This is a genomic window from Paenibacillus sp. SRL342 (genome assembly GCF_984798905.1).
The window spans coordinates 2,787,670-2,805,590 of the sequence record NZ_OZ481790.1; the positions used below are offsets into that span (position 1 = coordinate 2,787,670).

The 17,921-nt window shown below is 43.2% G+C and carries 15 protein-coding genes and 1 pseudogene; all 16 read left to right on the plus strand.

Going from position 1 to position 17,921, the window contains the following annotated elements; all coding sequences use genetic code 11:
- Nucleotides 1-7: 7 nt before the first annotated feature.
- The 16 genes and pseudogenes from AC4E8D_RS12950 (at nucleotide 8) to AC4E8D_RS13025 (ending at nucleotide 17,880) form a co-directional block, all read left to right on the plus strand.
- The gene (locus tag AC4E8D_RS12950; RefSeq protein WP_221824975.1) at nucleotides 8-598 is read left to right on the plus strand and encodes a GNAT family N-acetyltransferase; all 591 of its coding nucleotides are present in this window, start codon (nucleotides 8-10) and stop codon (nucleotides 596-598) included.
- Between the two features lie 13 nt (nucleotides 599-611).
- Nucleotides 612-1,424: an aminoglycoside phosphotransferase family protein gene (locus tag AC4E8D_RS12955; protein WP_221824972.1), complete on the plus strand. Its 813-nt coding sequence runs from the start codon at nucleotides 612-614 to the stop codon at nucleotides 1,422-1,424.
- 280 nt (nucleotides 1,425-1,704) lie between these two features.
- Entirely contained in the window at nucleotides 1,705-3,927 is a 2,223-nt protein-coding gene (locus AC4E8D_RS12960) for a class I SAM-dependent methyltransferase (protein WP_221824970.1), read from the plus strand.
- Complete coding sequence (locus AC4E8D_RS12965) at nucleotides 3,924-4,502, plus strand: histidine phosphatase family protein (protein WP_260633022.1); 579 nt, start codon at nucleotides 3,924-3,926, stop codon at nucleotides 4,500-4,502. The genes AC4E8D_RS12960 and AC4E8D_RS12965 overlap by 4 nt, the downstream gene beginning before the upstream one ends.
- A gap of 61 nt (nucleotides 4,503-4,563) precedes the next feature.
- The gene (locus AC4E8D_RS12970; RefSeq protein WP_221824968.1) at nucleotides 4,564-5,226 is read left to right on the plus strand and encodes a 3'-5' exonuclease; all 663 of its coding nucleotides are present in this window, start codon (nucleotides 4,564-4,566) and stop codon (nucleotides 5,224-5,226) included.
- Between the two features lie 22 nt (nucleotides 5,227-5,248).
- Nucleotides 5,249-5,623, plus strand: coding sequence for a hypothetical protein (locus AC4E8D_RS12975; protein WP_221824966.1), 375 nt, complete (start codon nucleotides 5,249-5,251; stop codon nucleotides 5,621-5,623).
- A gap of 176 nt (nucleotides 5,624-5,799) precedes the next feature.
- A complete protein-coding gene (locus AC4E8D_RS12980; protein WP_221824964.1) occupies nucleotides 5,800-6,798 on the plus strand; it encodes an ABC transporter substrate-binding protein in 999 nt (332 codons plus the stop codon).
- A 288-nt stretch (nucleotides 6,799-7,086) separates the two neighbouring features.
- Complete coding sequence (locus AC4E8D_RS12985; RefSeq protein ID WP_221824962.1) at nucleotides 7,087-8,565, plus strand: AraC family transcriptional regulator; 1,479 nt, start codon at nucleotides 7,087-7,089, stop codon at nucleotides 8,563-8,565.
- Nucleotides 8,566-9,073: 508 nt separating this feature from the next.
- Nucleotides 9,074-9,388: pseudogene (locus AC4E8D_RS12990) on the plus strand (VOC family protein); the annotation flags it as partial.
- Nucleotides 9,389-9,935: 547 nt separating this feature from the next.
- The gene (locus AC4E8D_RS12995) at nucleotides 9,936-11,057 is read left to right on the plus strand and encodes a dimethylarginine dimethylaminohydrolase family protein (RefSeq protein WP_490206294.1); all 1,122 of its coding nucleotides are present in this window, start codon (nucleotides 9,936-9,938) and stop codon (nucleotides 11,055-11,057) included.
- Nucleotides 11,058-11,083: 26 nt separating this feature from the next.
- Entirely contained in the window at nucleotides 11,084-11,779 is a 696-nt protein-coding gene (locus AC4E8D_RS13000; protein ID WP_076217136.1) for a response regulator transcription factor, read from the plus strand.
- The gene (locus tag AC4E8D_RS13005) at nucleotides 11,766-13,082 is read left to right on the plus strand and encodes a sensor histidine kinase (RefSeq protein ID WP_490206295.1); all 1,317 of its coding nucleotides are present in this window, start codon (nucleotides 11,766-11,768) and stop codon (nucleotides 13,080-13,082) included. Before AC4E8D_RS13000 ends, AC4E8D_RS13005 begins: the two co-directional genes overlap by 14 nt.
- Nucleotides 13,083-13,092: 10 nt before the next feature.
- Nucleotides 13,093-13,272 (plus strand): YolD-like family protein, encoded by a 180-nt coding sequence (locus tag AC4E8D_RS13010; RefSeq protein WP_076217134.1) that lies wholly within the window; start codon nucleotides 13,093-13,095, stop codon nucleotides 13,270-13,272.
- A 386-nt stretch (nucleotides 13,273-13,658) separates the two neighbouring features.
- Nucleotides 13,659-13,976, plus strand: a complete 318-nt coding sequence (locus tag AC4E8D_RS13015; RefSeq protein WP_490206296.1) for a hypothetical protein — start codon at nucleotides 13,659-13,661, stop codon at nucleotides 13,974-13,976.
- Nucleotides 13,977-14,164: 188 nt separating this feature from the next.
- Nucleotides 14,165-15,259 carry a fibronectin type III domain-containing protein gene (locus AC4E8D_RS13020; protein ID WP_221824948.1) on the plus strand — a complete coding sequence of 365 codons (1,095 nt, stop codon included), beginning with the start codon at nucleotides 14,165-14,167 and terminating at the stop codon, nucleotides 15,257-15,259.
- A gap of 260 nt (nucleotides 15,260-15,519) precedes the next feature.
- Nucleotides 15,520-17,880 carry a putative PEP-binding protein gene (locus AC4E8D_RS13025; RefSeq protein ID WP_221824946.1) on the plus strand — a complete coding sequence of 787 codons (2,361 nt, stop codon included), beginning with the start codon at nucleotides 15,520-15,522 and terminating at the stop codon, nucleotides 17,878-17,880.
- The last annotated feature ends 41 nt before the right edge of the window (nucleotides 17,881-17,921 follow it).

Genomic DNA, 17,921 nt, shown 5'->3' on the forward strand with positions numbered 1-17,921 from the left:
TATAACGATGACCGAATCGTCTTCATTTAATCCAATTATGTTAACGATACCCGAGAGCTTCCATACGGAACGCCTCACAATTCGAGCACCGAAGTGGGGGGACGGTGCGGCTGTTAATGAAGCCGTCCGTGAGAGTGCGGAGCAGCTGCGGTTGTGGTTACCTTTTGCCAAGAAAATTCCTTCATTGGAAGAGTCAGAAGTCACTGTTCGCAAAGCAAGACTGCAATATCTGGAACGTACCGACATGATGTTACATTTGCGTGATAGACATACGGATGAATTCGTAGGCAGCAGCGGGTTACATCGCATCGACTGGAATGCACGCTGTTTTGAGATCGGTTACTGGATTCGAACATCGCGAGCTGGTGAGGGTTTGATGACAGAAGCGGTGAAAGGGATAGAGAATTTTGCCATTACTCATCTGGAGGCGAACCGGCTGGAGATCCGCTGTGATGCCCGCAATGTGCGAAGTGCCAAAGTAGCCGAACGAGCGGGTTATACGCTGGAAGGTATACTGCGCAAGATGCGGCGTGACAGCACAGGTACGCTGGTTGATTGTATGGTTTTCTCCAAAGTCAGAGGCAGTGAGTTCGAGTAAAGGGAGGGTAGATATGGAGCGAATTGGTCAGGGAAGAACTGCGGAAATCTATGCCTATTCGAACGAGCACATTATGAAGTTATATCGAATGGATTTTCCTCACGAAGCGGTTCAAAATGAATTTAGAATAAGTGAGCTGGCATACAAAAAAGGACTACCCGTCCCGCAGGCAGTATCCTTGATAGAACATACTACGTCGCGTGCTGGCATTGTTTTTGAGCGAATCCAAGGGATTACCCTGTTATCACTTATCATTCAGCAACCGGAGTTCCTAGAGCAGCTGGCGTTTAAAATGGCTGACTGCCATTACAGACTTCATTGTGAGCGAGATGATGAAGGGACACTCCCCTTACAGAAGCAGATTTTATCGGGAGCGATCCGCAATGTTCGATTATTGTCGGAGGACGATCAAGCGCGAGTCCTTTCTTACTTAACAACATTGCCTGATAGACAGCAGATCTGTCATGGCGATTTTCACCCTGATAATGTTATGCTCAGTGAGGCTGGCGATCAATACCGGGTCATTGATTGGATGACTGGAATGTCCGGTGATCCTGCGGGTGATGTGGCTCGAAGCTGGGTAATATTAATGAGTGCCACATTGCCGGAAGATACAGATCCTGCTATACGAATGGGGTTTGAAACGGCTCGTGAATCGCTGGTCAAATATTACATCCATCATTATATGCAACTTTCCGGGATTACACGTGTAGCAATAGAGTCCTGGATGCTGCCAGTTGCCGCCGCGCGTCTTGACGAGGATCTGCCTGCTCAAGAGGTGGAACAGCTGCTCAAGTTTGTTCAGGAACGAATTCGTCTGTTATAAAAGTTGAATTACATATTATTTACACTGACACTACGATGACAGAATAACCTTTCAATCGCTGTTATCCCCAGATTTTTTTGATTCCCTTTTCCGAAGGGGAAAATCCGGGGATAAAGGCGAAGCATATGCTTCCGAAGCAGCTTTCTTGCAGAAAGCTTTTAGCTTCGCTTTTTCAGGTTTTTTCTGTCCTCTCCGTTATCGTGTTAATGATTAGTTCAACATCTATAGACGAATCTAATGATTTTATATATAAGGGTAGAGAAAGAGAGGGGACATATTAATGCTGCATTCATTAAAGGCCATACAATCATACAAGTCAGGAAACACGCCGGAAGCCCAGCCATTATGGCTGCAACTGCTGGCAGCAGCAGAGAAGCCCCATATTAACCTCGAACGCATTCATTCCATTGCCGAACTTGAGGGAACAAATCCGGTGCTGGACTACACAGAGCGTACACTTCACGTGCTGGAGGAGCTTCAGGTTTCTTTTTGGGTGCGAGAAATTATGGAGGACGTATTAATCTGGTCAGAGACGGCGAAGGCCGGATCATTGGAGCAGCGGCGGGTATGGCAAAAGCAGGGCGTTAACTTGTTTGTACATAATGTGGGGTCCGCTCAGTTATATGATCTATACGCAGGGGCAGACCACCTGGATAATGACATCGGTAAGAGCAGGGAGACGAGTTTAAATCAACTTGGATCTCCGGGCGATGCCTTAAGTAAAAATGCGGATATAAACGAGCATGATGCGCTGAATTCACACACACCAAGGCATGAGGTTATTCGTACTCTAATTGCTACGCATGGACTTATTGGTCAATACATACGCGGCGAGATTCCATTTGCCGAGAATGCTTCGCTCCACGCCTTGATCGTCAAAGGATGGCTTACTACAGATGAGTTGCACACCATACTGATGGCACTAAATGAGTGCATTATCGCAGGTGTTGATCGAGCGTTATGGAATCAGGTTCAGGCTGAGGTACAGCGAATTGTAGGCTGGATTATCGCTGGACCGGATCATGAGGACTGGAACGTGAAGGAACGGTTATCCCGCTTAAGAAGTTCATCCATTCGGCAGGGAGAGGCAATGGATACGGCGTACGCCAAACTCCAAACCGAACTGGATGTAGAACAGGCGTTGGCTCCGCTGGCTCATCGTACTCTGTGGTATGTGGAGTCGGCCATGCAGGATTTTTCGTTGCAAGAGATGGTGAAAGTGTTCCTGTTGACGCTTCGCAGCGATAGCATGCATCCCGCATGCATGGAGAGTCGATCTGAAATCGTTCGCCATATCAGCTTCGAACCATTGATGAATACGATGTATTACGATTACAAAGGCGTCAAGAAGCTCAATATTTACAAGAAACGAATGATTGAAAAATATTTGGAACAGTATGCGTGGGAACAGATTACGGCAGGGGAGCAGATCGTCTATCCCCATCTAACACATCGCATTGAGCGTCATGCGGATCTGCCGGATACACTGTTTGTGACCTTTGAATTTTCTCCAGCGGCGGAGAAGCTGATTGCATTCTGTATTGAAGCAGAAAAGTCACCGTTATACGAGAAGGCTGTACTGCTGTTATTTGACCTGTTCGGATTGCGCCGGGATGCCTATGACCGCTTCCACAACGAAGAAACGTATTTGTCCGATATGAACAGCTCCGGTGATTATAAAAAAGTACTGCTCGACTATATCGTTGGTAAACGGGTACTGGATATCGGTCCAGGTGGAGGAATTCTGCTGGATCTGATTGAGCAGGAAAAACCGGAAGTGGAGCCGATTGGTATCGATATCTCAGCCAATGTCATTGAAGCGCTGGAGCGCAAAAAACAGCGTGAGGGACATCGCTGGCAAGTGATGAAAGGCGATGCCCTGCAACTGGAGCAATATGTGCAGCCAGGCACAGTGGATACGGTTATTTTTTCATCCATTCTGCATGAATTATATTCATATATTGAACTGGACGGTCGAAGATTTAATTCCGATACGGTTGTAGCAGCGCTGAGAAGTTCATTCCGTGTGCTGTCACCTGGAGGAAGAATTCTGATTCGGGATGGGATCATGAGTGAACCGGAGGCACAGAAGCGCCGGATTCGTTTCCTGGAAGAGGATGGGATGCGCTGGCTGGAGCGGTATGCAGAGGATTTTCAGGGACGTGCAATTGAATATGAGCGGATCTCAGACGATGAGGTCGTATTGCCGATTAACGATGCGATGGAATTTCTTTACACGTATACGTGGGGTGAAGAGGCATACGTGCATGAAATTCAGGAGCAGTTCGGTATATTCACGCCGACAGCCTATGAGAGCTGTATTCGAGAAGCGCTGGGTGAACAAGCCGAAATTATTACTCTCCGACATTTCCTTCAAGAGGGGTACACGGAAGCACTCGGAGAACGAATGATCTTCATGAAGGAAAATGGTGAACCTGCGCCTTTGCCAGACAGTACCTGCCTGATTGTCATTGAGAAGAAAAAAGGGTTGGCGGATGGATGATGAGTGAGGCCAGTACGTTTTTGTATTTTGTCAGACATGCGGAGTCTCGATATGTTGAAGGAAGAGAACGCGAGCGTGGACTCACAGAGCAAGGTCATCTAGATGCAGGAACGGTTGCCAGTCTGCTCCATGGGGAGCAGATTCAACTGTTCTATTCTAGCCCTTACAGGCGAGCGGTGGATACGATTCAGATTCTGGCAGATCGGTCAGGTGGAATTGTGGTGACAGAGGAAGATCTGCGTGAACGCCAGTTGTCGAGTTCAGATGTGAAGCATGATAATTTTCGTGAAGCCAAGCAGCGGTTGTACCGTAATCCTACGTATGCGTATCCAGGTGGGGAGTCTGGTGAACAGGCTCGCTCAAGGGCAGTAGCGGTGATCGAGAAAATTTTGGATACACATGTGGGTCACAAGGTAGTCATTGGAACCCATGGAGATGTCATGACGCTTATTTTACAACATTATGATTCTTCCTACGGGTATGATTTCTGGGAGAAGACTACGATGCCGGATATCTATAAGTTGCAGTTTGATGGAACGCGCAAGTTGGTCCAGGTCACCCGATTGTGGGAGTGACAGAGTTATATATGAGGAATGCATTAGCCAGAATGATAGTGGGGAGGAGTGACTTGGACGGATGAAAATTACGCTGTTGCCTGATACATACTTTATTGAAAATCTAATCGTATCTTCATTACAGGATAGAATGTACTGCATATTTGATCTCGAAGGGACGGGCATTAATCCCGTGGTGGAGAGTGTGACTCAATTTGGTGGGATGCACTACCAAAGAGGTCAACGGTGTAACACAACATTTTCTTCACTTGCACGTGCAAACAAACCTATACCAGAAGCTGTGGCAAAATTAACAGGCATTTCGAATGAGGATATGATAGAGGCTCCATCGTTCGTAGAAACATTTCAGGAATTTCTGAAATTTATTGGGGATAATGTGCTTGTAACACAAGCAGGATATGAGTATGACCTACCCATCTTGAAGCGGCATTGTGATGAGTATGGGCTTCCGATGTTGACTAACCCGGTACTCGATACAAAAGCGATGTTCACCTACATTCATCCTGAGATTAATGAGGTCGTCTCTACGGATTTTTTGATTCGGTATTACGATCTGAATACGGATGGAATACACAGGCACAATGCTTTGGCAGATTGTGGTGTGATTGCTCGTATCTTTGAAAGTATCCTTAGCGAATACGAGGAACTTCAATTGGATCATTTTACAGCTGATTCTAATCGAATGATGAAGCGGTTTGTTATACCTGAGATGTATCTGACATGATGATGAACTGGAGGGGAGATCAATGAGCAAAGCAGACGTGGAGAAGCTACTGGGGGATCTTAACGAGGGGCGGATTCTGACCCAGCAGACATTCGAAGGATTGGATGTGGAAATTTACCTGGATAAAAGGGATGCCTCTGCATTTGCTGACGAGTGGATGCAAGCTTTTGAACGATGGGCTCAAGATACCGCGGTGGCTGAAGAAGAGGTGCTTCGCGCATGCAGGGAACAGGCGTTCAAACAGACCTTGGCTCTCACCGGCGAACCTGAGTTAGCGGGGTATGTAAGTGATGATATGGGTTTAATTGGTGCTGCATTGTTACAGAGTACGGCGAACGATTCCTTTGTGGAGAAGCTGTTGGAAAGTTATCGTCAAGGCAGGTTGCCCCTGCGATAAGCGGGGGAGGACCACAGGGTTGTTTCGTTTGTATAAAAAAACAGCATCAAATGTACATTGTGGGTCGACTGAGGCATAAGGTACAATTCACCTAAGCAATCGATGAGAATGATAATCATTATATGTGAAATATTCTCACGGTTACATCAACAGATCACATAGGGGTGAAGGGTAACATGGTAGGTTTAGTTAAAGGTTTCAAAGGGTGGATGATTACATTACTGCTCATGGGTCTGGTTATTTCAGGATGTAGTACAAATACCGCTACGGATGCGGAACAGACTCCTGCAACTGAAAGTGCAGCCTCTGGAGAAAATACTACTGAAACCGAAACAGAGCCTACTACACGGGTTGTACAGGATGAATTTGGAGATGTGACAATTCCGGTTCAGCCACAGCGGATTGCTGGAATATATGTGGAAGATTATCTGAAGGCGCTCGATATTAACCCTGTAGTGCAGTGGTATAATCCGATGTGGGGTGTACAGGATTATTTAGGACTGGATGTTCCTCAATTTGATACCACAGGGAGCATTGAAGCTTTGTTGGAATATGATCCGGATCTCATCATTGTAGATGGTGGGGTAGATATGGAGAAATATGAGATGTACTCCAAGGTGGCACCGACGTATCGTCTGCCTGAGAGCGTACTGCAGGATTCGAACCAAATTTTGAAAACCATTGCCGATGTTGTAGGTAAACCGGACAAGGGTGAAGAAGTTGCTGCGGCATTTGAGGCTAAGATTGCAGATGCTAAGGCGAAGCTGCAGGAAGCGGTTGGAGACGAGACGGTCGCAGTTGTCCGGCTGAATGTTAACGATGACACACTGGCTTTGTTCGGTGTGAAGAATCGATTTACCGGATTTATTTATTCCGAGCTTGGTCTAACACCTCATCCTCTGGTTAGCAAGATGGAAGAATACCAGGAAATTCTGTCTGAGGAGGCCGTGCCGCAACTTGATGCAGATCATCTTATTGTTTTCCCTTCCAATGGTGAATGGTCTTCTCCTGAGAACAAGGAAGCCTTGAAGGTACTTGACAGCAAATTGTGGAAATCTCTTCCGGCCGTTAAGAACAATCAGGTATATATAATGGAAAGATCACATTGGCAATCAGGTGCGATTACAGCGAATTCCATGAAAATTGATGATCTCTTGGAAAAAATGACTCCATAAGTATAATCTCATAAAGAAAGTTCTTCAGCCAGGGTTGAAGAGCTTTCTTTTTTCGTATACACTATTTTAAATGATAATAATTCTCAGTTAAGGACGATGAACATGTGCCACACCATAATACAACTTATCCCCAAGCCCTGGCTATGCTCACTTCAGCATATGGAATACGTAGATCACCATAAGTCTCATATTGATAAACGTTTGTTATACAGAATGTCGTCTTCACACGCCATATTTGTTGTAACGTCTGGGAAGGGGTCAATAGTTTGCTCAGATCGGGAATCTCATTTGGAAAAAGGAATGATTATGTTTGTTCCGGCTGGAACATCCGTTAAAATAGAAGGTTCGCCTTGGACAGAAAGTGAATTGCAGTATTATAAGCTTGATCTGATGGTGGGTGAGTTAAGCGAAGAGACTTCGAACGCTTTGTCTAGAAGAAACACGGAGGAGCGGCAGGAACTTTCACAAAGTCCAGTTTCTCCAACATTATTACCTCTTATGCAACTCAGTTACATCCCGTGGAGTACCTGTCTGGAAGCCTTGGAACAAATACTGCGTCAACAGGTCACTGGCGATTGGCTGGATCAATGGGAGGTACAGCTTCGTTTCCAGGAGTGGTTCCGTGCCTTGCTTCGCCAGAGTGCCCCCGAAACAGAAGTACCCGATGACCGTGCCCGTCTTCAAAGTTCAATTCGTTATATTGGCGACCACTATGATCAGACGATAACTGTGGATGAGCTCGCAGCAGATATTGGTCTAACAAGAGCCAGCTACACTCGGCAATTCAAAAAAATTACGGGTAAGCTCCCGCTTGAATATGTAAATGCGGTTCGGCTGGAGCGCTCGAAGCAACTATTGCAGCTCACGGATGATCGCATCCATGAAATTGCACAGAATGTGGGATTTAGCAGCGAGTATTATTTTGGTCGTCGGTTCAAGCAATATGCTGGTATTTCACCTGGGTTATACCGCCGTCATCACCGTCAAGAGGTTCGTGTCTTTGCTCCGTATCTGGAGGACTTTGTGTTGGCTCTTGGCGTAAAACCTGTACTGCAATGCTCCCATCATTCTTGGGGGAGACAGCAATATTTGGGGTTGGATGATGTACCCGAATTTGATGTAAGCCAGCAGGATGCTCAATTTAATGTGGGCAACATACCTGACTTTATCATGCTGGACAAGGGATTTGATCGATGGAATCTGGACCGCTTTGAGCAGGTAGCACCTACATTTTACGTAGAACATCTGGGAGAAGATTGGCGCTCCATTCTGAGATCGACAGCTGATGTGTTGGGGAAGGTGAATCGGGTTCAAGATGTAATTGGTGCGTATGAGGACAAGGCAATGGAAGGTAAGAGTCGGTTATCACGTTATATGCGTGGCCAGACTGTAGCTTTTTTACGCATATCCGCTTCGGATATTACTCTCTATGGGGATCAGCAGGGCTACGTCGGACCTGTAATTTATCAGGATCTTGGACTGACTCCACACTCCCGTGTGCAGCAATGGACAAGACACGAGCGGAGGATTTTCATTGGATTGGATCAGTTAAGTCAGCTTCATGCGGATCACTTGTTGATTACATTTGACACTGGAAACTCGGCCAAACCTGGAGATGAGCGCGAACTGCTCGAAAGGGATGAATGGAAATGTCTGCCTGCGGTGAAGAGTGGCAATGTGTATGAGGTGGATTTTATGAGCTGGATGAACTACGGTGTGATCTCTCATGGGAAGAAAATCGACGATATACTGCGGTATATGGGTTAAATGATGCAATATCTGAGAGATGTGTTAATTTGTAGTAGCGATGGCTGTCATTAGCGTTCCGTCAGTATGTTCACTGAAACCACCAGTTCCTATAAGCATAACTTCCTGTATTTCCTCATTGGAGTTTAATACATCAACCATACTTAAGTCATCATTGAAAGTATATTGGAAAGTTCTTATATCGCTCTCTTGTGACTTAGTTAAATCTAGTCTGGTTATACCTAAACCATTTAACCGCTCTTATCCGTAGGGCTCATAGTTAAATTCTTGATCCAGAAGAGAAGGAAGCAATCGATATTCGGTTTATTAAAGGGTATACCCGAAAGGAAACCATTCTCTTTATGAGAAGGGTGTGGCAGCCAGTACCGTGGAGGCTGCAATAGCGGCATATGACTGGTGTGTTCCTCATCTCGTCTTTTCCAATTCTCAGCAAAAGCAAAACAGCTGATGGGCCAACCGGGAGGCAGTCGAGCAAAGGGGAACTCCTGATAGAGTTTCTGGCTATGCTCCTTATCCTGACTATCCGCTTCCTGAAGAAGCCAAAAATTTAGTTATGCTCTTAAGACTTAATATTGATGGAAGCAATGTAATGTTCTCTGATGTTTATCAAGGTTCGCCATTTATTGCTGGAAATAATATAAGCCTTTCCTTAGTTAATGCTGACATGGATGGAATTAAAGCTGCATTCGATAAACTTAAAGTAGGCTGCACTGTAGTCATGGAGCTTCAAGAAACCTTTTGGTCCAAATTATACGGTGGCTTAACAGATAAATTCGGGATTACTTGGCAGTTTAGTTACGATGATGGTTCCACGAACATGTAATTTTAAATATACACGGAACAAATATTAAAGGATATAGAACTTTTCTTAGTTAAGATAAGACTCTATATCCTTTTTAATTGTTGAAACAGACATATATATTTAAGCTTCAACTTAGCTCAATTGAAATTAATTCATACAGAGTGTTCACATTACATCCAATTGTGTCGGCGATAGATATTGCAATTTTAAAAGGCATGATTCGCTTCTTATCTATAAAGTCTGTAATGCGCTCGGGCTTATAAAATAAGAGCTGTGCAAGTTCATCTATGTTCATGCCACGACTGAAGAAGATTGAAGGAGAGGGATAATTGTGGCACTAAAGATTTGAATCCGAAAGCATCGGTCAAAGAGGACGCTATTGGCATAACACCCACAGTATCTTTTTTGTTTGTTAATATTAGTTAAGAAAGTTATAAGTTCCATTAGAAGCAATATATCCGAATCTCATCTGCTTAAATTAAAATAGTATGCCTTCATAAACTGTTAAGAATTGCTCTCTATAATTCAAACTGTAAGCATTAAAACAAATTATTAGGAGGGCATTAATATGAAAAAAAAGAGTTTGAAGTGGGTTGGATCAACAGCATTATCACTTGTACTGGTAGCTAGCATATTACCAGTGGCAGGGGCGACTGGTGTGTCTAAAGTTAATAGAGTTACGGAAGTGAATGGAACTGTGACTACAAAAAGTGAGAAAAACAATGTATATGTAGAGAGTGAATTCGCCACGCTAAAAAGAGTTGTATTGACACAATCTGAAGCTTTTATGCACTTCAATTTTGATGATTTTCCAGAAGGAGACATGCCTATGCCTGAAGGAGGCATGTCTATGAATACGGATCCGGTAGAGGCACAGAAAAAGTGGGAGAAAGAGCGTGAAGACCTTAAAAAAATTCTTGAAAAATACGGGGTTGAGGTTCAACGTCCACGCCTTTTAAATGAAAAAGAAAAACAACTAGGGGCTGTGAAAGATGGCATTACAGGTGGCGAAGGAGTAACTAATTTCTTTGTCAGAGATCCATTCTTCACAATCGGAAATCATCTAATTGAAGGTTCATTTAAATCGGCTTACCGGAGACTTGAGGTTTTACCTGTTAGAAGTATTCTGGATAAGGAAGCAGCCCAAAATAACGTTCCGCATGTAGCTGTCCCACAACCAGACGTTTCTAAAGGAATCAACTCTGCTGCCGGTCCTTACCTTGAAGGTGGAGATATCCTCGTGTATGGAAAGACTGTATTCGTCGGTAATTCTGGTCTAGCTTCAAACAAAGCCGGTATTGATTGGCTCAGAAACTATTTGACACCATCAGGGTATAAGGTGGTTGAGGTGAAGCTAGAGCCTGGCACATTGCACCTGGATTGTGCTATCAGTTTTGTAAGAGATGGATTAATGATTGTTAGCATGGATTCGTTAGCCAATGGGCTCCCAGAAGAACTTAAAAATTGGGACAAAATCGAAGTGAGTTACAAGGATGCTCAAGATTTGGCGGTAAATGGATTGCCAATCAGTAGCAAAGTATATGTTACGGACATTGCATTCAAAAATACAATTGGAAAAGAGCTTGAGAAAAGAGGAATCAAAGTAGAATATGTTGATTACGAAATTTCTCGTTCTTTCGGCGGAGCTTTCCGTTGCAGTACACAGCCATTGCTTCGCACGGATAGCTAAAAGTTAAATCAAGTATGAGGTGAACTATGACAAGCCGGATTTTAGTGGTTGAAGATGATCAGGAAATTCGTGATCTATTACGTATGTCTCTTGTCCGTGAAGGTTATGAAGTAACAACAGCTAAAGATGGAGAACAGGGAATTGAATTAGTAAATGAGTCATTGGATTTGGTAATTCTGGATATTATGATGCCTGGAATAAACGGACTGGAGGCTTGTATACGAATCAGAGAACGATACAATGTTCCTATTCTTTTTCTAACTGCTAAATCCGGAACTTTGGACAAAACGGAAGGTTTGCTTGCTGGTGGAGATGATTACTTAACTAAACCTTTTTCTGAACAGGAGCTTCTGGCAAGAGTTATTGCTTTGTTGCGTAGGTATACGATTTATCAAGATAAAAAGGATTATGGCGAAACATTTCTTATCGGAGGACGCTTAAAAGTAAGTGAACAATTTAACGATGTATGGAAAGGCAGTCAGAAGATTGAGCTTTCCGATCTGGAGTACGGTCTACTCAAACTGTTGATGACCAGAAGAAATAAAATTTTCTCTGCCCAAAATATTTATGAGAGTATTTGGAAGGAACCTTATTTCTACAGTTCAAATAATACGGTAGTAGTACACATCCGAAAATTACGATTGAAAATCGAAGACGATCCAGCAAAACCTGCGTATATCTTAACAGAATGGGGAAGAGGTTACCGTTTTGGCCACTCATAAACTTACTATATCTAAAAAGTTGACAATTTTAATAATTATTGCTCTCACCATAAGTGTTCTTTGTTTTTTACTTTTGCAGTCCATAAGCAATCGGGTTATGGATCATTATTTTACTTCTGATGAGCGTTTAAAGTCCGAATCTCAAGTTTACGTCCAAAAATTTTCAGAATATGTTTCAGCAAACGATCTGTCAACGACAGATCGTATTGCATTTTCAGACTGGATTAAGAGTCAGAAGAGCAATTTATTATTATACGTATTTCAGAACCAGATGCTTCAATATGATTCCTTGTACCATGCTGATGACGAAGGAGCATATGGAAGTCAGCCTGAAACTGATTATGATCGACGGAACTCTTACCCAGTACAATTTAAGGATGGGACAGGTAACGTTTCAATCTATGGATTTTATTTTTCCCACTACTATAATGTGGCCTACATGCTTGAAATATTGCTGTCCGCAATGTTATTTATAACCATTGTTTTATTTGGAATACGTAGAGGGATCAAATATTTGCGCACAATTAATAATGAAATTCATATCCTTGAAGGCGGCTCATTAGACTACTCTATAACGGTACGAGGGTATGATGAATTGGCGATGATTGCGGAAAGTATAGAGGAACTACGTAAAGCATTTTTAGGCAGGTTAGAAAGGATAGACAATTTGCAAAATGAGAGTAGAAATCTTGCAACCGAAATGTCTCACGATATGCGTACGCCACTGACATCTCTCATCATGTATTTAGAGTTTGCCCGTAATACACCAGAAGATTTATGTGTAGAAACAAGGTCTCAAATCGAGAGTGCGTATCAAAAGGCTCTCCAACTTAAGAATCGTACAGACGATCTGTTTTCATATTTTTTATTAGATAAAGAGAGGGAGGCAGACTTAGTAACCCTTTCCGTTCGGGAATCAATTCATGATGTATTGTCAGATATTACAACTGTACTCAGAGCGGAAGGATTTCAGGTGCTTGTAAATGGTTCCCCTACGGATGTCATGATTACTATAGATATGGAAAATATTGGGCGTGTATTTGATAATTTTCTGTCGAACATACTGAAATATGCAGATCGAGAGCAGGATATTAATTTATTTACTTATATAGAAGATAATCATTTTGTGATTTGTGTAGAAAACAAATTAAAAATAAATAATGAATCTGTAGAAAGTTATAAATTGGGTGAAAAAATCATAGAAAAAATTATGCATCGGATGCTAGGACAATTCTCTTCATCTGAAGATCAAGAGAATTACAAAATTATCCTGAAATTTAAAATAAGTCGAGCTTTTAAATAGCTGACTAAAATTGCATGTAACGTGTTTTCGTAGATCTATCACGTTGACTGTATTCAATTCGTTCGACGATGAAGTTATGCGCGGGGTTGTTACATCGATTGAAAAAACCAACAGGAGAATTAAGCTTGTAAGAGGTGATGAGGATTACAGTTGGATCAAATTGGAAGAAATTATTTCAGCCGGGAACTAAAAAAGTACTCTAGCCTTTAAGGCCAGAGTAACACAACTACAAAAAAATCACGAAAAAATAACAATCTCTGCGAATGCTGGTGAATTCATACGATTTTAAAGTATGATGAACCCGCTAAATAACCGTGAAAATCAGCCTAAACGATTCAAGGAAAATGCATGAGAATATAGATAGAACATGCCGTATGCCGTGGATGAACTACGGTGTGATCTCTCATGGGAAGAAGATTGAGGATGTACTGAGATTTATGGCGTGTGGGGTGGGAGTTAAAACTACAAACTAGCTGGTTTCAATATTAAATTAAACTCGAAGAAAAATAAAAAAATATTCTACTAATCTGATTTATTGTATAATATAGGAAAAATGAACTGGAGAATAGACATCCTATGAAGAAAAAAATCTGGGCCTCGCTTTTAGTAATAGCTGTTATTGGAATGGCCCCTGTTACAGCAATATCAACGACTACGGTCGCCGAATCGTATGAAATTTTGGGTGAAGATCTTCCTGAAAGCTTACGATATGATTCTAACCATCCAGATATAATTTATGTGAAGGATTGTGGGGTCTTCGAGAAAGTTGATTCGAGTTTAGTAGATTACGGCGAAGAAGAAGTTGTGTTCGATGATTTACAAAAGGTAACAGATAAAACGAATGTAATTGTTGCTTATGATACAACTTACATCAAAAAAGGTGAATGGGAATAGCTCATGCAACAGATTTATAATATGGAGCGCAAGGAGAGATTTATTCTTCTTGGGCTCTTTTATATCCAATAAAAAAATAAAATTTCAAGAATTTTGCTGAATTTTATAGATGAGCAAGTTTATGTTTAGACACATGAACCTATGTACACTAAAGTGAGTTTGTACATAAACACTTTAGGAGGATTCATTTGAAAACAACATTGTTTAAGAAAGTCGGATTATTGATTGGAGCATTAATTTTTGCTATCAGTTTCGCACCTAATTCAGGGGTACATGCTGCGGTAGATTATAGCGGAGGGCTCATGGATAAGATGTTAATGACACTCAGCGATACTGAAAGCAAGGGAAGTAAATCTACATATGCATTAACAGATAATAATGAAGCTACAAGCGCGATTATAGAAAAATGGAACACTCCATCTACAGCGGTTGATCATGCAGTTGGAATCTTTAATGGAACAGTTACAGCGAATGCTATCCGTGTAAAAGCAGATTTTGATGTTTCAATTGGATTATTCGATTCCACTGGAAAGGCAATTTTACCGACGTATTGGTACACAGTAAAAGCAAATCAGGCTGATGGAAGATTAATTTATCTTCCTACAACGTACAAAGGAATAGCAAAAGTTAACTTGTTTAATTATTCCAATACACGGACAGTCAGTGTATCCGAGTTTCAGCTGTATAATATGACACCTCCAGCTAATCCATTAGATCTCGCAGCATCTGCAGATGAATCATCCATTGGATTGACCTGGAATGAAGTAACGACAGCAACCAGTTACACGATTAAAAGATCCACTACGGCAAATGGGCCATATACAACATTGGCAACTGGAGTAACTAAGGCCAATTATACAGATTTAGATGTAACTCCAGGTACCACCTATTATTACGTAGTGACGGGTGTTAATCCTGTTGGAGAAAGTATTGACTCAAATGAAGCCTCGGCAATTATTGAGAGCAACGGTCAGGTTGATCCTGAACCAGAGCAACCAACCACACCAGAACCAGAAGAACCTGCAACTCCGGAACAACCAGAGGAACCATCCACTAACCGTGCCATTTTTGTCGTTACCATGACAACGGGCTTGGAGAAGGAATTCGACCTAAGCATGAAAGAAGTAAATGATTTCATCAACTGGTATGAAGCCAAGCAAGCTGGAAGTGGCAAGGCATCGTATGCGATAGATAAACACGACAACAACAAAGGGCCTTTTAAGAGTCGGAAGGATTATATCCTGTTTGATCGGGTGCTCACGTTTGAGGTAAGTGAATACTAAAAATGTGAAGTTCCTCCAGCTTAGCTGAAGGGGCTTCTTTGTTGTTTATTTTGATAAATGAGCCAATACAATTACCAAAAAGGCTAGTTTGATCTTATTTTAGTGTAGCGTTTACAAAAAAACTGGATAACGAGCACAAAATGCAAAAGCGAATGTCCTTGACTGAACGATTGCGACATACCATTAGAATGAAGGCTGATCTGTAACGCAGGGTTTGAAGTCTTCAAGCATAGCCATGAACGGCGGATGGGAGAACTGTAATGACAAAACGGGTAATTCTGTTGGAAGAAGGTACGGCAGAGATGAAAGGGCTAATGGGCAGTAAAGGGGCTGATCTTGCAGAGCTAATCCATGCAGGGTATTCTGTGCCGGCCGGATTTGTAGTCACTACGGAATGCTGTCGCGAGTTCTGTACCCGTCTTGGACATCTTTCCAATGAAGGAGAGAAAGAGATTATTAACGCGATCCGGCATCTGGAACAGCAAACCGGGAAGTTCTTCGGACACTCGGAGAACCCGCTACTACTCGCGGTACGTAAGGACCAGGATCGAGCCTCAGCAACTGCGACACTGCTCAATGTTGGTCTGAATGATGTTACTGTGGAAGGACTCGCACGTCAAACCGGTGATCGGTTGTATGCACTCCAATGTTATCTAGATTACTTAAAGGAATATGGACAGCTGGTATATGCAATTCCGTCTGAATCTTTCACAGAAATATCGAGTCACGTCAAGGGTCGGGATGAAACGGAACTTGAATTAAGCATTACCAAATTTAAATATTTAATTGAAGGGGAGGGGCGTAACCCTTTTCCTCAAGATGTTCAAATTCAATTCAAAGAAGCAGTACGTGCGGTATATCATTCACAGCGTATTATAGCATCCAGATCTCAGGACGAGATCGTGCGTAAACCATATTACATCTCTTCGGAGCAAAGCGCTCCTGTTCTTATACAGACGATGATGCATGGAACATGCGGAGAATCAAGCGGGACCGGAACAATATATACACGTAACCCACTGACAGGAGAGAGGGGAATTACTGGACAATACGTCATAACCGGGACCTACCATCAAACGGATCAAGGTCTAGAGCGGTTAAGAGATGACGAACCTGAGCTGTACACAAGTTTGCTGGAGATTGGAGACCAGTTGGAGACGCGTAATGGAGAAGTGCAGGAAATCACCTTTGTGATTGAATCCGGCGCGTTGTATGTTGTGCAGACCCAGCCCGCACGATTATCCTCCACAGCCACACTAAGGAGTACTGTATATTTTGTGCATGAAGGACTCATCACCAAAGAGGATGCACTGTTACGCATAGAGCCTGGGCATATCACGGAAGTGTTGGAGCAATACTACACAGATTCTAACAGCGAAGCGAGCAATGGACATCTGCCCATACAGATCCAGCCATTAGCTAATGATGAATGTCCAGCTTATAACAACTCAGGTCCACCTTTATCAGCAGATCTGCAACTACTGCTCGATTGGGCTGATGAAGTGAAAGAGCTGAAGGTACTGGCCAATGCTGATCGACCACAGGATGCCCTGAAAGCACGGCTACTGGGGGCAGAGGGGCTAGGTCTGTGCAGGACAGAGAACATGCTGTTATCACCTGCGCGGTTCCCATTTGTACAAAAAATGATCCTGGCAGACAGTGAATCCGAACGCAGGCGTGGTTTGGAGCGTCTGTTGCCGATGCAGCAGTCTGATTTTGAACAGATATTCGAAGCGATGGATGGATGCCCGGTAACGATACGTTTGCTCGATTTGCCGTTACATGAACTACTACCGGATCTGGGAGTGTTGGAGAAACGACGTGAGTGGTTACAAGCAGAGGAGTGGCAGGAGCAAAAAGACCATCAGATTGAACTGGAGGAGCTGGAGCGCGTAATTCGCAGAGTCTGTGAATTGCATGAACATAATCCGACATTGGGGCAACAGGCTTGTCGGCTGAGTACAGTGTTCCCGGAAATCGTTGATATGCAGCTGGAAGCGATATTCCGCGCAGCGGTGAAAGGCATCCGGCAAGGCTGGTGGGTACGTCCCGAGATTATGATCCCGCAGATCGGTCATGTGCATGAACTTCAGGTTATGAGAGATCTGGTGGATCATGTGGCTGACCAAGTACTTGGTGAGGAGAAGCGGCATTGTCTCTATAGAGTGGGAGCGATGATCGAAGCTCCGAGAGCAGCGCTAACGGCGACTCACATTGCTCGCCAGGCAGACTTTTTCACGTTTGGCGCGGATGAGCTGACAGAGATGACATTTGGATATAGTCGCCAAGAAGCCGAGAAGCGATTCCTTCAACGTGATACGGACTCTCGTACGGTAACGAATAATCCATTCCATGTGCTGGACATCGAGGGAGTTGGACAACTGGTGGAGATGGCTGTAGTCCAAGGTCGAATTCGAAAACCTCATCTGAAGACAGGGATCTGTGGAAAAAATATTGTAGATCTGGTGTCGATTACGTTCTGCCACCGCATTGGTCTGGATTACGTAAGCTGTTTGCCTGAACAGATCCCTTATGCACGAATTGCTGCTGCACAAGCAGCCATTAAGGGACAGAGAGAGGGAGCGGACACGCAGAACACGGATATATCTACAATTGCGTAACGCTCACCCTGTCTTACACGGAACTTCCATGGAATAGCAAC